The organism is Streptomyces sp. DvalAA-43, from assembly GCF_900091725.1.
GTDB classification, from domain to species: domain Bacteria; phylum Actinomycetota; class Actinomycetes; order Streptomycetales; family Streptomycetaceae; genus Streptomyces; species Streptomyces pulveraceus.
In genome coordinates, this window is record NZ_FMBW01000030.1 from 44,949 (window position 1) to 58,731 (window position 13,783).

Sequence of the window (13,783 nt, forward strand, 5' to 3'; positions counted from 1 at the left end):
CGAAGACCTCAACAAACCGGACATATAGCGCCAATTGGCGCTTGTAACTGCCCGCCCGAACCGGGTAAGGGTAGGGGGACACCCAAAACACGACCGGCTTCGGAGGCGCCGCTTCACCGCAGGAACACGTATGGGCATCGGCAGCCATATGCCGAGAACGATGGAGGAGACCATGTCACCCCGGCTCGACGGACCGCGTCCCCACAACGCGACGTCAGCATGTCCTCAGGGACTGACCCACTCAGACTCCCCTGCCGCGATCGCCGAGGACGGCACCCGCAGCAGCAACAGCACCACCAGCACGATCAGCAACACCAGCACCATCGGCGACACCGGCCACATCGGTGACTTCGACCGCATCGGCGCCGACGACCACGGCGCGAGCGACGGTCTCGAAGGACTTCCCGAGATCCCGCCCTTCGACGAGGTGGGACCGCTGGACGCCAGAGCGCTGTCGAAGACGCTCTTCGCGCGGCTCGAATCCCTCGAAGAGGGCACCCACGAGTACGCGTACGTCCGCAATACGCTCGTCGAGCTGAACCTGGCCCTGGTCAGGTTCGCCGCCTCCCGGTTCCGCTCCCGCAGCGAGCCGATGGAGGACATCGTCCAGGTCGGAACCATCGGCCTGATCAAGGCGATCGACCGTTTCGAGCTCAGCCGGGGCGTGGAGTTCCCCACGTTCGCGATGCCGACCATCGTCGGCGAGATAAAGCGCTTCTTCCGCGACACCAGCTGGTCCGTGCGCGTCCCGCGCCGACTGCAGGAGCTGCGGCTCGACCTGGCCAAGGCGGGCGACGAGCTCGCCCAGCAACTGGACCGCTCGCCCACTGTGGGCGAGCTCGCCGACCGCCTCGGCATCACCCACGACGAGGTCGTCGAGGGCATGGCCGCGAGCAACGCGTACACCGCGAGCTCGCTGGACGCCAAGCCCGAGGAGGACGAGCACGAAGGCGCGCTGGCGGACCGTATCGGCTACGAGGACCACGGACTCGAAGGCATCGAGTACGTGGAGTCCCTGAAGCCGCTGATCGCTTCGCTGCCACGCCGCGACCGCACGATCCTCTCGCTCCGGTTCGTCGCCAATATGACGCAGTCGGAGATCGGCGAGGAGCTGGGCATCTCCCAGATGCATGTGTCCCGGCTGCTCTCGCGCACGCTGGTCAGACTCCGCAAGGGCCTGACCCTGGAGGAGTGAACGAGTGCGCCGCCCGCCCGTCCGGCGTCCGGGCGGCGCACCGCGAAGAGACATGCGGAAGGACCCTCCCCGGCAAGGGCGGGTCCTTCCGCATGTCCGGACACCGCGTCACGTCCGACACCGCGTCACGTCCGACACCGCGTCACGGGGCGCCGGGGGAGGTTCAGACGGCGCGTTCGCCGTGCCGCCAGACCGCGTGGACCAGCGGAACACCCGGCCGGTAGGCGAGGTGGACATGGCTGGGCGCGTCGAGCAGCACCAGGTCGGCGCGGGCGCCGGGGGCGATGCGGCCGATGTCCGTACGGCGCAGGGCCGCGGCGCCGCCCGCGGTGGCGGACCAGAGCGCCTCGTCCGGCGTCATGCCCATGTCGCGTACGGCGAGCGCGATGCAGAAGGGCATGGAGGAGGTGAACGACGAACCCGGGTTGCAGTCCGTGGAGAGGGCGACGGTGGCGCCCGCGTCGAGGAGGCGGCGGGCGTCGGGCCAGGTGGCGCGGGTGGAGAACTCGGCGCCGGGGAGCAGGGTGGCGACGGTGCCGCCCTGGGCCAGGGCGTCCACGTCGGCGTCGGTGAGGTGGGTGCAGTGGTCGGCGGACGCGGCGTCGAGCTCGACGGCGAGCTGGACGCCGGGGCCGTGGCCGAGCTGGTTGGCGTGGACGCGGGGGTGCAGCCCCTTCGCCATGCCCGCGGTCAGGACGGCGCGGGCCTGGTCGCCGTCGAAGGCACCCTTCTCGCAGAAGACGTCGATCCAACGGGCGTACGGGGCACAGGCGTCGAGCATCGGACCGGTGACCAGGTCGACGTAACCGGCCGGGTCGTCGGCGTAGTCCGGGGAGACGATGTGGGCGCCGAGGTAGGTGACCTCCTCGGTGAGCCGGGCGGCGATGCGCAGGGCGCGGGCCTCGTCCTCGACGGTGAGCCCGTAGCCGGACTTGGTCTCGAAGGTGGTGGTGCCCTGGCGCAGCGCCTCGGCGAGGTAGCGGGCGACGTTGGCGGCGAGCTCCTCGTCAGTGGCGGCGCGGGTGGCGGCGACCGTGGTCCTGATGCCGCCCGCGCTGTAGGCGCGGCCGGACATCCGGGCGTTGAACTCCTCGGTGCGGTCGCCCGCGAACACGAGGTGGGAGTGGGAGTCGACGAAGCCGGGGATCATCGCCCGGCCGCCCGCGTCGACGGCGTTGTCAGTGGCGGGTGCTTTGCTTGATTCACCGGTCCAGACGACCCGGTCGCCCTCGATGACGACGGCCGCGTCCCGGATCCGGCCCAGGGGGGAATCCGCACGGCGGGAGGGGTCGTTGGTGACCAGACTGGCGATGTTGGTGATGGCGGTCGTCGTCATCGGGGGGCTGCTCTCCTTGCGGGGGTCCGGTCTCAGCGGTGCAGGGCGGCGATGGCCGAGGCGAGTGCCGCGGGTACGTCCTCGACGTGGGCGTGCCGTCCGTCGCGGACGATGTGCCGCCCCGCCACGACCGTGTGCCGCACATCGGCCGCGGAGGCGGCGAATACGACCGCTTCGGCGGCGAGTCTGGGCACCGGCCCCGCTGTTCTGACCGAATCCAGGGCGACGGTCGCCAGATCGGCGGGCGCCCCGGGTTCGATGACGCCCGCCTCGGGCCGGCCGAGCGCCGCGTGTCCGTCGACGGTCGCGGCGCGCAGCAGGGCGGCCGCCGTCCAGTGCCCTCGTGCCCGGGTGCGCAGGCGCTCGTTCAGCTCCATCGCACGGGCCTCCTCGAAGAGGTCGATCACGGCGTGGCTGTCGCTGCCCAGGGAGAGCGGCGAACCGGCGCGCTGGAGGGCGACGGCGGGGCCGATCCCGTCGGCGAGGTCGCGTTCCGTGGTGGGGCACATGCAGGTGCCGGTCGCCGAGGAGCCGAGGAGCGCGATGTCCTCGGCGGTGAGGTGGGTGTTGTGGATGCCGGTGGTGCGCGGGCCGAGGACCCCGTGGTCGGCGAGGAGCCGGGTGGGGGTGCGGCCGTGGGCGGCGAGGCAGGCGTCGTTCTCCGCGGTCTGCTCGGAGAGGTGGACATGGAGCGGGGCCTGTCGCTCCTCGGCCCAGGCGGCCACGGTCGCCAGCTGTGCGGCGGGCACGGCACGCACGGAGTGGACGGCCGCGCCGATCAGGGCGTGGTCGCCGCCCTTGAGGAGGGAGGCGCGTTCGGCCCAGGCGTCCGCGGTGGTGTCGGAGAAGCGCAGCTGGTGCCGGTCGGGCTGCTGGTACTGGGTGGGGCGCTTGCCGAATCCGGCGGAGAGGTAGGCGGTGTCCAGCAGGGTGATCCGGATACCGGCCTCGCCCGCCGCCGCGATCAGGGCCTCCCCCATCGCGTTCGGGTTGTCGTACGGGGTGCCGCCCGGCGCGTGGTGCAGATAGTGGAATTCGCCGACCGCGGTGATGCCGGCCAGCGCCATCTCGGCGTACACGGCACGGGCGAGGTCGTAGTACGAGTCGGGGGTGAGCCGGGAGGCGACCTGGTACATGGTCTCGCGCCAGGTCCAGAAGGTGCCGGAGCCGACCTGGACGGTGGAGCGCAGGGCGCGGTGGAAGGCGTGCGAATGGGTGTTGGCGAGCCCGGGGAGGGTGAGCCCGCGCAGCACGGTGGCACCCGGCGGCGGGGCGGCGACGCCGGTGCGGACGCCCGCGATCAGCCCGTCGGAGACGTCCAGGGCGACGCCTGGCTCGACATGGGTGCCGAGCCAGGCGTGGGACAGCCAGTACGTCATGGTGGCGGGCCTGCCCGTCGGTTGCGTTGTCAGCTGCACGCGAGACCTTCCAGTACGTCGGCGAGTGCGATCACCCCGGCCACGCAGTCGTCCTCGCCCGCGTGCTCGGCCGGCGAGTGCGAGATCCCGGTGGGGTTCCGTACGAACAGCATGGCGGTAGGGACCGAAGCGGACAAAATACCCGCGTCGTGTCCGGCGCCGGTGCCCAGGACGGGTACCGGCCGGTCGGCGCCACCGCCGTCCCGGCTGTCCCCGCCGTCCCGGCCCGCGAGGATCTTGCCGAGCTCGTCGCGGAGGGCGTGCTCGAATTCGACGACGGGCGTGAAGGACTCCCGTACGACGTCGAGGTCGATCCCGGCCCGCTCGGCGTGTTCCCTGGCGGCCCGTTCGATGCCGGTGACCACGGCGTCGAGGGCTTCCTGGTCGGCGGCGCGGGAGTCGAGCCAGCCACGGACGAGGGAGGGGATGGCGTTGACCCCGTTCGGCTCGACGGAGATCTTGCCGAAGGTGGCGAGGGCCCCGGCGAGTTCCGCCTCGCGGCGGGCGGCCAGCACGGTCTCGGCGTACGTGAGCATCGGGTCCCGCCGGTCGGCGAGGCGGGTGGTGCCCGCGTGGTTGGCCTCGCCCCGGAAGTCGAACCGCCAGCGTCCGTGCGGCCAGATCGCGGAGGCGATGCCGACCGGGTCGCCGGTGAGGTCGAGGGCGCGCCCCTGCTCGACGTGGAGCTCGACGAACGCGCCGATGCGGGCGAGCCGTTCGGGGTCCGGGCCGATGGCGTCGGGGTCGTGTCCGGCCGCCTCCATCGCCTGCGGCAGCGTGATGCCGTCGCCGTCGCGGAGCCGGTGGGCGGCCTCCACGGTCAGCTGTCCGGCGGCGAGCCGGGAGCCCACACAGGCGAGCCCGAAGCGGGCACCCTCCTCGTCGCCGAAGTTGCTGATGGCCAGCGGCCGGGTGAACTCCACTTCTCTGCGGCGGAGTTCATCGAGCGCGGCGAAGGAGGAGACCACGCCGAGCGGCCCGTCGAAGGCGCCGCCGTCCGGTACGGAGTCGAGGTGCGATCCGGCGACGACGGCGTCCCCGGCCAGGGGGTCGCCGAGCCAGGCCCACTGGTTGCCGTTCCGGTCGACCTCGTAGGCGAGGCCGCGCGCCTCGGCCTGCGCCCGGAACCAGGCGCGGCAGTCGGCGTCGGCCCCGGTCCAGGCGTAACGGCGGTAGCCCCCGCTGTCCTGGTTCCGGCCGACCGGCAGGAGCTCCCGCCACATGGCCTGGAACGACGAGCCGCCGCCGGCCGCGGCCCCGCTTCCGGTCGCGGCGGTGTTCCTGGTCGCGGCCTTGTTCCCGGTCGCGACCGTGTTCCCGGTCGCGGCCGCGTTTCCGGCCCCGCTTCCGGCTACGGCCCCGTTCGCGGCCGCTCCGCTCCCGGCCACCCCGTTCCCGGCCGTGTCCTCGTTCCCGTTCGCGCCCCCGGGAGGCAGGCTCACTGTTCGTCCTCCCGCATCGGCACCCGCACACCCTTGTCCTCGGCGACCGACTCCGCGATGTCGTATCCGGCGTCGACATGCCGGATGACGCCCATGCCCGGGTCGTTGGTGAGCACCCGGCGGATCTTCTCGCCCGCCAGCTTCGTGCCGTCGGCGACGGTCACCTGCCCGGCGTGGATGGAGCGCCCCATACCGACGCCGCCGCCGTGGTGGATGGAGACCCAGGAGGCCCCGGACGCCACGTTGACCATGGCGTTCAGCAGCGGCCAGTCGGCGATCGCGTCGGACCCGTCGAGCATGGCCTCGGTCTCCCGGTACGGGGAGGCCACGGAGCCGCAGTCCAGGTGGTCGCGCCCGATGGCCAGCGGCGCGGCCAGCTCGCCGCTCGCCACCATGTCGTTGAACCGCTCGCCGGCCCGGTCGCGCTCGCCGTAGCCGAGCCAGCAGATGCGGGCGGGCAGTCCCTGGAAGTGGACGCGCTCGCCGGCCATCTTGATCCAGCGGTGCAGCGACTCGTTCTCCGGGAAGAGTTCGAGCATCGCCTTGTCGGTCTTGTGGATGTCCGACGCCTCGCCGGACAGCGCCGCCCAGCGGAACGGGCCCTTGCCCTCGCAGAAGAGCGGCCGGATGTAGGCGGGCACGAAGCCCGGGAAGTCGAAGGCCCGCTCGTACCCGGCGAGCTGGGCCTCGCCGCGGATGGAGTTGCCGTAGTCGAAGACCTCGGCCCCGGCGTCCATGAAGCCGACCATCGCCTCGACGTGCTGGGCCATCGACTCCCGTGCGCGCCGGGTGAAGTCGGCGGGCTTCTCGGTGGCGTACGAGGCCATGTCGTCGAAGTCGACGCCGAGCGGGAGGTAGGACAGCGGGTCGTGCGCGCTGGTCTGGTCGGTGACGATGTCGATCGGGGCGCCCTCGGCGAGCATCCGCGGCAGCAGCTCCGCCGCGTTGCCCAGCAGGCCGATGGAGAGCGGCCGGCGGGCGTCCCGGGCCTCGGTGGCCAGCTGGAGCGCGTGCTCCAGGGAGTCGGCGCGCACATCCAGGTACCGGTGCTCGATCCGGCGCTCGATGGCACGGGGGTCGCAGTCGATACAGATCACGACGCCGTCGTTCATGGTCACGGCGAGCGGCTGGGCGCCGCCCATGCCGCCGAGTCCGGCGGTCAGGGTGATCGTGCCGGCCAGCGTCCCGCCGAACTTCTTCGCCGCGACGGCGGCGAACGTCTCGTAGGTGCCCTGGAGGATGCCCTGCGTGCCGATGTAGATCCACGACCCGGCGGTCATCTGGCCGTACATGGTGAGCCCGAGCGCCTCCAGGCGGCGGAACTCCTCCCAGTTCGCCCAGTCGCCGACCAGGTTGGAGTTGGCGATCAGGACGCGCGGCGCCCATTCGTGGGTCTGCATGACGCCGACCGGGCGGCCGGACTGGACGAGCATCGTCTCGTCCTGCTTGAGCGTCCGCAGCGTGCGCACCATCGCGTCGAACGAACGCCAGTCGCGGGCCGCCTTGCCGGTGCCGCCGTAGACGACGAGCTTGTCGGGGTGCTCGGCGACCTCGGGGTCGAGGTTGTTCTGCAGCATGCGCAGGGCGGCCTCCTGCTGCCATCCCAGGGCGCTCAGTTCCGTACCGCGCGGTGCCCGTACGGGGCGGGGTCCTGACATGGCGGTGCCTCCTCGCGACTGTAAGTCTTCTATTCACATCCTGGGGGTCTGAATACTCGTAGTCAACAGTTCCGCGCCGTCGCACGGGGGCAGCGACCCGCGCCCGCCCCGCGCACAGTTCGCCCCGGACCTCGGTCGCGCGCCCTCCACGCACCCCCGTACGCCTCCGGCATGTGCCGGGGGAAAGTACCGAACCCCTTCCGGAAGCAGGCACGTTACGTAGCCTCTTGGTCACACCCAGCCGGGACGGCGGAGCGGACACGGGTCCGCTCCGCCGTCCCGGCCCAGAGATCTATGGGAGGCCCCTGTGATCCGAGCACTCCGACTGCGCGCCGGCACGAAGCAAACGATGGAATCCGAGGCCGGGGCGCCGGACGTCCTGGCCGAACTCCGGCGATTACGGGCCGGGGTCCCGCTCCTTACCGGCGCCCTGGTCGCCGGTACCGACGGGCTCGTCCTGGCCCATGACGCCCCGGGGGTGGAGACCGAGGGCGTCGCCGCGCTGACCGCGAGCGCGCTCGGCGTCGCGGTCCGGATGACGGAGGCGACCGGCCGGGGCGGCTTCGGTGAACTTCTCGTACGGTGCGAGTCCGGCTGCATCGCCTCGTACGCCGCGGGCTCCTCGGCCGTGCTCACCCTGCTCGCCGAGGACCGGATCGACATCGACAGCCTCCATTTCGAGGGCCGCCGGGCAGGTGCCCTGATCGGCGAGCTGCTCGACGCCGCGCACCGCCGCGCCACCTGCTGTGCGCCCTCGGTCCCTTCCCCCAGGCAACTGCCCCCGCACTCCGACCCGCTGCCGCCCCGCCTCTGACGGCCGGAGGCACGACGGGCGGCTTCAGCGCCTGCGCCGCGCCCCGCCGGGCGCGGCGTCCCCCGCCACCGGCCCGGTCGTCCGGTATCCCTTGACCCGCTTGCCCGCGGGCCGCCCGCGCTCCACCCAGTCGGTCCGCACCCAGTACAGGGCATCGTCCCGGTGCTCGCGCCGCCCGATCCGGACGGCCTTGATCCAGAGCCCGGCGCCCGCCCCTGCGAGCACCATCCCGCCGGCCCCGGGCAGCAGGAACGCGCTCGCCACCGCCACGAGAAACGCCCCGAGCAGCCACCACCGGTGCCCGCGCCGCCAGTCGCGTACGGTCACGGCCCGGTCCTGGAGGAAGTCGGAGCGCCCGGCACGCGTGGCACCCCCGGCCAGCTCCGCGTACCGTCGGCTCCGGACGAGCGCCACCACGGCCGCGGTGATCAGGAACAGCGCGGCCCCGGACAGCAGGCCGATCCGGCGCCCGGTGAGTCCCGGCACCAGCGCGCCGATCGCCGCGGCCAGCAGTCCCGGCCACCACATCGGTGCGGCTCCGGCCCGTACGATCACGGCCACCCTCGCCAACGACTGCGCTCCGCGCCCCACGTCCGTACCCCTCTCCGCAGTTCCTCGTAAGCCGTTCCGGCCCGGAGATTAGTGGCCGTAGATGAGCGATGCCTGAGAAGAAGCGATATCCGAGAGCGGCACCGGAGGAACGACGCCGGGGGAGCAGCGCAAGGGGAGCGACTTCGGAGAGCCGACACGTTCGCGCGACAGCGCACCCAGCCGTTGGACTGCGCATCGGCCGGAGTCGGTCGCTCCCCCAGGCCCGAGGGGCGGTCATTCCACGAACAGCCCCCGCGCCGCCGCCCTCGCGTCGAACTCCTCCAGCCGTGCCTGCGCGTCGGGCAGGTCGTCGCACATCGCCTCCAGCAGCACCCGCCCCAGCAGCATGGGCGCGCACGCCGTGTCGAAGGCGAGCCCGGTGCCGACGGCGGCCGGGATCAGCAGATCGCTGTGCTTGGCGACGGGCGCGAAGGCGGAGTCCGCCACCGACACCACGGCCAGCCCCTGCTCCTGCGCGTAGGCGAGGGCGTCCACGACCTCCTTGGGGTGGCGGGGCAGCGCGAAGCAGATCAGCGCGGTGGCGCCCGCCCGCCGTGCGGCGTCGATCCGGTCGCGCAGCATGCTGCCGCCCTCGTCGAGCACCCGGACATCGGGGTGGACCTTGGCCGCGAAGTACCCGAAGCCCCGCGCCTGCGAGGAGGCGGCCCGCAGCCCGAGCACCGGCAGCGGACGCGAGGCCGCCAGCAGCCTGCCCGCCCGCTCGACGGGCCCGGGATCGGCGAGCAGCTCGGCCAGATGCCGCAGATTCGCGATCTCGCCGAGTACCGCCTGCTGGTACTCGTTGTACGCGTCGTCCCCGCCCGCCGCACCGGGCTCGGCGGGGGCGACCTCCCGCAGGTGCCTGCGGAGCGCCGGATAGCCGTCGAAGCCGAGCGCCACGGCGAAGCGGGTGACGGACGGCTGGCTGACCCCGGCGAGCTCGGCCAGCTCCACGCTCGACAGGAACGGGACGTCCCCGGCCCGGCGCACCATCGAGTGCGCGATGCGCCGCTGGGTGGGTGTGAGCCGGCGCCCCTCGAAGAGCTGCTGCAACCGCGCGGCCGGGCTGCTCCCGCTCATGCTGTCCCCTCGGTAGATCCGTCGCGCCGCGATCCGGCGCCGACCAATCCATTCAGCCAGCAAGCCGTCTGCATGTCCATATGCAGCCGGTACGCGGGCCGGTGCCCGGGACGTCCGTACGCGGCCGGGAGGCCGGGACACCCGGGGTCCAAAGAGGGGGGTTAGCCCCACTGTCCGGGGCGGCCTCGATTCGTACCGTAAAGGGTATGAAAGCCCGTGACCCCGAGCTCAGGAACGAGCTCGATGCCGCCCTGCAGGCCCGTAGCGAGCTGGGGTCGGAGTACGAGCCCGCTCTCGTCGAGTCCTTTCTGGAGAAGGTCGAGCAGCGGCTCGACAGCACGCTCGACCGCCGCGTCCGGCGTCATCTCGCCGAGCAGCGGGTGAGCGTCGTCAGGGAACCGCACCCGCCGCACCCCCTGGGGAACTTCGGCGAGCGCTACGGCTTCGGGATCATCTCGCTGGTCCTGGCCGTCCCGCTGTCGGCGATCGGCGCCTCGACCGCCCACACGGCGGGCCTGATCGTCGCCTGGCTCGGGATCGTCGCGGTCAACGCCGTGCACGCCGCCCGGCCGCGGTTCTCGCGCCGCCCGGCACGTACGGACTCCGACTGGGAGGAGTGACGGGGCCGCGCTCCCAGGCCCCCGGACCCCGGAAGCACGCAACCCCCGGGCCTGACCGGCTCTACGCCTGGCGGGTCGGCTGCACGATCAGCTGGCGCAGGTTGATGTGGCGCGCCCGGCTGGTGGCGTAGGCGATCAGGTCGGCGATCTCGTCGCCGGAGAGCCCCCCGAGCGCTTTGAACATGCCGTCGAGCTGCCCGCTCAGCTCGGCGTTGTCGACGTGGCCGGCCAGCTCCGTGTCGGTGAGGCCCGGCTCGATGTTCGTGACGCGGACGTCGCGCGGCCCGAACTCGGTGCGCAGCGATGTCGACAGGTACGTCAGCGCGGCCTTCGTCGCCCCGTACACCGCGTAATTGGGGAACATGACGTGCGCGCCGATGGACGAGATGTTCACCAGGTCCGCGGTGCGCCCCTCGGCGGCCGCCGCCACCAGGTCGGCCGTGAAGGCCCGGATGATCCGCAGGGCGCCCGTCACATTGGTGTCGATCATCCGCTGCCACTCGTCCGTCCGGCCCTCGTCCACCGGATTCGGCAGCATCACACCGGCCGCGTTGACCACCAGGTCCACCGGACCGAAGGCGCGGTGCACCCGCTCGGCGGCGGAGTCGACGGACGCCTGGTCGGTGACGTCGGTGGGGACGGCGAGCGCCACGCCTCCTGCCTCCTCGACCGCGGCGGCGAGCTCTTCCAGCCGCTCCGCGCGCCGGGCCAGCAGGGCGACCCGGACCCCCTGGGCGGCGAGCAGCCGGGCGGTCGCGCCGCCCATGCCGCTGGCGGCTCCGGTGATGACGGCGGTGCGGCCCGCGAGGGTCTCGTACGACATGTCCGTACTCCTTGAGTGGTTGCGGACCGGAGCGTTTCCCCGGGCCCGATTCCACTCTGCGGGGCCGCCCGGGGCCCAGCCAGGGCGACGCTGTTCCTGGGTCCGCCAGTACCAGGCTGGGCGCTCGCGCTTCTTCTACGATCGACGCCATGGACGCTGACCTGGGTGATTTCCTCCGCTCCCGCCGAGCCCGTATCCAGCCCGAGGACGTGGGGCTCCAGGCGTACGGCCGGCGGCGCGTGCCCGGACTCCGGCGCGAGGAGGTCGCTCAGCTCGCGGGGGTGAGCGTCGACTACTACATCCGGCTGGAGCAGGGGCGCGGCCCGAGCGTCTCGGACGCGGTGCTCGACGCGATAGCCCGGGTGCTGCGGCTGGACGAGACGGAGCACACGTATCTGCGCACCGTGGCCCGCCCCCGGTCGCGCGCCTCCGCCCCGGCCTCCGCCCAGCGGGTCCGGCCGGGTCTGCGCCGGGTGCTGGACTCGCTCGCCGCGGCCCCGGCGTTCGTCCTGGGCCGCCGGATGGACGTGCTGGCCTGGAACGCGCTGGGGGACGCCGTCGTCGGCTTCTCCCGGATGCCCGCCGCCGAACGGAACATGCCGCGCCAGGTGTTCCTGGAACCGGCGGCGCGCGAGCTGTACCCGGACTGGGCGGCGGTGGCGGCGGAGACCGTGGCGTATCTGCGCCTGGATGCGGGGCTGCACCCCGATGACCGGAAACTGGCCACGCTGGTCGGTGAGTTGTCCCTGAAGAGCGAGGACTTCCGCCGGCTGTGGGCGGATCACCAGGTGAAGTCGAAGACCTACGGCGTCAAGCGCGTCGCCCATCCGCTCGTGGGCGAGCTCGTGTTCCCGTACGAGACGCTCGGCGCGGCCGGCGATCCCGATCAGTGCCTGGTGGTCTACACACCGGAGCCCGGCAGCGAGACCGCCGAGCGCCTCGCGCTGCTGGCGGGCCGGGCGGCCGCGCCGTCGGCCCCGGCCGACTGAGCCGTCCGCGGGCCCGCGGACATGGATGTGTCGCGGGGACCGCCGCACCCCCGGTTGCCCGGGGGGCGGGACGACGGCGGTCCCCGCGAGGGACACGGTCCGGGTCAGGGCCGGTCACCGCGTCCTGGCGACGGTGGAGGTCCGGGAGCCGCTCCGTAGTCCGTGTCGCCGTTTCGGGTGTCGGCGGGTCTCCCCGCCGACACCCGTCAATCTGCCGGACCCGTGTTAAGCCGGTGCTGCGCGGACGTGTCGCGCTCGTACCGTTTTCGCGAAGCCCGGACCCGTGGGGCTACGCCTTGCCGGTCCCCGCGTCCTTGGCGAGGAACGCCAGCAGGTCCTGGCGGCTGACCACGCCCTTCGGCTTGCCCTCCACCAGCACGATCGCCGCGTCCGCGGCGTTCGTGCCGCCGAGCACCGCCATCAGGTCCTCGACCGGCTCGCCGGAGCCGACCTGCGGCAGCGGCGGCGACATGTGCTTCTCCAGCGGGTCGGAGAGCGAGGCGCGCTGCGCGAACAGCGCGTTCAACAGCTCGCGCTCCACCACCGAACCGATGACCTCGGCGGCCATCACGTCCGGGTGCCCGGCGCCCGGCTTCACGATCGGCATCTGCGAGACGCCGTACTCGCGCAGCACGTCGATCGCCTCGCCGACGGTCTCCTCCGGGTGCATGTGGACGAGCGTCGGGATCGGGCCGGCCTTGTGGTCGAGCACATCGGCGACGCGCGCGGACGGGCCGGTGTCCTCCAGGAAGCCGTAGTCGGCCATCCATTCGTCGTTGAAGATCTTGCTGAGGTAGCCGCGGCCGCTGTCCGGCAGCAGGACGACGACCACGTCGTCCGGGCCCAGGCGCGCCGCGACCTCCAGGGCGCCGACCACCGCCATGCCGCAGGAACCGCCGACCAGCAGGCCCTCCTCCTTGGCGAGGCGGCGGGTCATCTGGAAGGAGTCCTTGTCGGACACGGCGACGATCTCGTCCGTGACCGTACGGTCGTAGGCGCTCGGCCAGAAGTCCTCGCCGACCCCCTCGACGAGGTAGGGGCGTCCGGAGCCGCCGGAGTAGACCGAGCCCTCCGGGTCCGCGCCGATCACCTTCACCGAGCCGCCGCTGACCTCCTTCAGATAGCGGCCGGTCCCGCTGATCGTGCCGCCGGTCCCGACGCCCGCGACGAAGTGGGTGATCTTCCCGTCCGTCTGCTCCCACAGCTCGGGACCGGTGGTCTCGTAGTGGGAACGCGGATTGTTGGGGTTGGAGTACTGGTCGGGCTTCCAGGCCCCCGGCGTCTCGCGGACCAGGCGGTCGGAGACGTTGTAGTAGGAGTCGGGATGCTCGGGGTCAACGGCCGTCGGGCAGACGACGACCTCGGCACCGTAGGCGCGCAGCACATTGATCTTGTCCGTGGACACCTTGTCCGGGCAGACGAAGATGCACTTGTACCCCTTCTGCTGGGCGACGATCGCCAGACCGACGCCGGTGTTGCCACTGGTCGGCTCGACGATCGTGCCGCCGGGCCGGAGCTCGCCGCTCTGCTCGGCGGCCTCGATCATCCGCAGGGCGATGCGGTCCTTGACCGAACCGCCGGGGTTGAAGTACTCGACCTTGGCCAGGACCGTCGCCTGGATGCCGGCCGTCACACTGCGCAGCCTCACCAGCGGGGTATTGCCTACGAGACTGATCATCGAATCGTGGAATTGCACCGTGTACTCCGGGGTCTCCGAGATGGTGCGGCAAGGGTATGCGTACGGGCACGGGATTGGGCGAAGCGATTGAGCGACGGCTCCTGCGGGGCAGTTAGCTGTAGGTACGGCGGTACGGCGA

The 13,783-nt window shown here is 72.3% G+C and carries 12 protein-coding genes; 4 read left to right on the top strand and 8 right to left on the bottom strand.

What is annotated here, in order from left to right; translation table 11 throughout:
* The first annotated feature begins 172 nt into the window (after positions 1 to 172).
* Positions 173 to 1,195, top strand: coding sequence for an RNA polymerase sigma factor SigF (locus GA0115234_RS06255; protein WP_093540133.1), 1,023 nt, complete (start codon positions 173 to 175; stop codon positions 1,193 to 1,195).
* Positions 1,196 to 1,358: 163 nt separating this feature from the next.
* Here GA0115234_RS06255 and hutI read toward each other — a convergent pair whose 3' ends face one another.
* The 4 genes from hutI to hutU all read right to left on the bottom strand — a co-directional run bounded on the left by hutI (position 1,359) and on the right by hutU (position 7,049).
* On the bottom strand, positions 1,359 to 2,531 hold the full coding sequence (gene hutI / locus GA0115234_RS06260) for an imidazolonepropionase (protein WP_093539853.1): 1,173 nt from the start codon (positions 2,529 to 2,531) through the stop codon (positions 1,359 to 1,361).
* Between the two features lie 32 nt (positions 2,532 to 2,563).
* Positions 2,564 to 3,949 carry a formimidoylglutamate deiminase gene (locus GA0115234_RS06265; protein WP_093539854.1) on the bottom strand — a complete coding sequence of 462 codons (1,386 nt, stop codon included), beginning with the start codon at positions 3,947 to 3,949 and terminating at the stop codon, positions 2,564 to 2,566.
* A complete protein-coding gene (locus GA0115234_RS06270; RefSeq protein ID WP_093540134.1) occupies positions 3,940 to 5,172 on the bottom strand; it encodes an allantoate amidohydrolase in 1,233 nt (410 codons plus the stop codon). The genes GA0115234_RS06265 and GA0115234_RS06270 overlap by 10 nt, the downstream gene beginning before the upstream one ends.
* 215 nt (positions 5,173 to 5,387) lie before the next feature.
* Positions 5,388 to 7,049, bottom strand: coding sequence for a urocanate hydratase (hutU, locus tag GA0115234_RS06275; protein WP_093539855.1), 1,662 nt, complete (start codon positions 7,047 to 7,049; stop codon positions 5,388 to 5,390).
* A 349-nt stretch (positions 7,050 to 7,398) separates the two neighbouring features.
* Between hutU and GA0115234_RS06280 the strand changes: the two genes are divergently transcribed.
* Positions 7,399 to 7,863 (top strand): roadblock/LC7 domain-containing protein, encoded by a 465-nt coding sequence (locus GA0115234_RS06280; protein ID WP_093539856.1) that lies wholly within the window; start codon positions 7,399 to 7,401, stop codon positions 7,861 to 7,863.
* A gap of 24 nt (positions 7,864 to 7,887) precedes the next feature.
* On the opposite strand, the gene GA0115234_RS06285 is transcribed toward GA0115234_RS06280, so the two are convergent.
* Entirely contained in the window at positions 7,888 to 8,424 is a 537-nt protein-coding gene (locus GA0115234_RS06285) for a hypothetical protein (protein WP_093539857.1), read from the bottom strand.
* 264 nt (positions 8,425 to 8,688) lie between these two features.
* Positions 8,689 to 9,534: a MurR/RpiR family transcriptional regulator gene (locus GA0115234_RS06290; RefSeq protein WP_093539858.1), complete on the bottom strand. Its 846-nt coding sequence runs from the start codon at positions 9,532 to 9,534 to the stop codon at positions 8,689 to 8,691.
* A gap of 206 nt (positions 9,535 to 9,740) precedes the next feature.
* Here GA0115234_RS06290 and GA0115234_RS06295 point away from each other — a divergent pair, with 206 nt between their 5' ends.
* On the top strand, positions 9,741 to 10,154 hold the full coding sequence (locus GA0115234_RS06295; RefSeq protein ID WP_093539859.1) for a hypothetical protein: 414 nt from the start codon (positions 9,741 to 9,743) through the stop codon (positions 10,152 to 10,154).
* A gap of 61 nt (positions 10,155 to 10,215) precedes the next feature.
* Here the strand turns inward: GA0115234_RS06295 and GA0115234_RS06300 are convergent, their stop codons facing one another.
* Entirely contained in the window at positions 10,216 to 10,977 is a 762-nt protein-coding gene (locus tag GA0115234_RS06300) for an SDR family oxidoreductase (protein WP_093539860.1), read from the bottom strand.
* Positions 10,978 to 11,126: 149 nt separating this feature from the next.
* Between GA0115234_RS06300 and GA0115234_RS06305 the strand changes: the two genes are divergently transcribed.
* The gene (locus GA0115234_RS06305; protein WP_093539861.1) at positions 11,127 to 11,966 is read left to right on the top strand and encodes a helix-turn-helix transcriptional regulator; all 840 of its coding nucleotides are present in this window, start codon (positions 11,127 to 11,129) and stop codon (positions 11,964 to 11,966) included.
* A gap of 289 nt (positions 11,967 to 12,255) precedes the next feature.
* Here the strand turns inward: GA0115234_RS06305 and GA0115234_RS06310 are convergent, their stop codons facing one another.
* Positions 12,256 to 13,662: a cystathionine beta-synthase gene (locus tag GA0115234_RS06310; RefSeq protein WP_093539862.1), complete on the bottom strand. Its 1,407-nt coding sequence runs from the start codon at positions 13,660 to 13,662 to the stop codon at positions 12,256 to 12,258.
* Positions 13,663 to 13,783 lie beyond the last annotated feature (121 nt).

Bases quoted from the DNA above. Each gene is read 5' to 3' on its own strand.
- GA0115234_RS06255 (WP_093540133.1), top strand. From the start codon at position 173: ATGTCACCCCGGCTCGACGGACCGCGTCCCCACAACGCGACGTCAGCA.
- hutI (WP_093539853.1), bottom strand. From the start codon at position 2,531: ATGACGACGACCGCCATCACCAACATCGCCAGTCTGGTCACCAACGAC.
- GA0115234_RS06270 (WP_093540134.1), bottom strand. From the start codon at position 5,172: ATGTGGCGGGAGCTCCTGCCGGTCGGCCGGAACCAGGACAGCGGGGGC.
- hutU (WP_093539855.1), bottom strand. From the start codon at position 7,049: ATGTCAGGACCCCGCCCCGTACGGGCACCGCGCGGTACGGAACTGAGC.
- GA0115234_RS06280 (WP_093539856.1), top strand. From the start codon at position 7,399: ATGGAATCCGAGGCCGGGGCGCCGGACGTCCTGGCCGAACTCCGGCGA.
- GA0115234_RS06290 (WP_093539858.1), bottom strand. From the start codon at position 9,534: ATGAGCGGGAGCAGCCCGGCCGCGCGGTTGCAGCAGCTCTTCGAGGGG.
- GA0115234_RS06295 (WP_093539859.1), top strand. From the start codon at position 9,741: ATGAAAGCCCGTGACCCCGAGCTCAGGAACGAGCTCGATGCCGCCCTG.
- GA0115234_RS06300 (WP_093539860.1), bottom strand. From the start codon at position 10,977: ATGTCGTACGAGACCCTCGCGGGCCGCACCGCCGTCATCACCGGAGCC.
- GA0115234_RS06305 (WP_093539861.1), top strand. From the start codon at position 11,127: ATGGACGCTGACCTGGGTGATTTCCTCCGCTCCCGCCGAGCCCGTATC.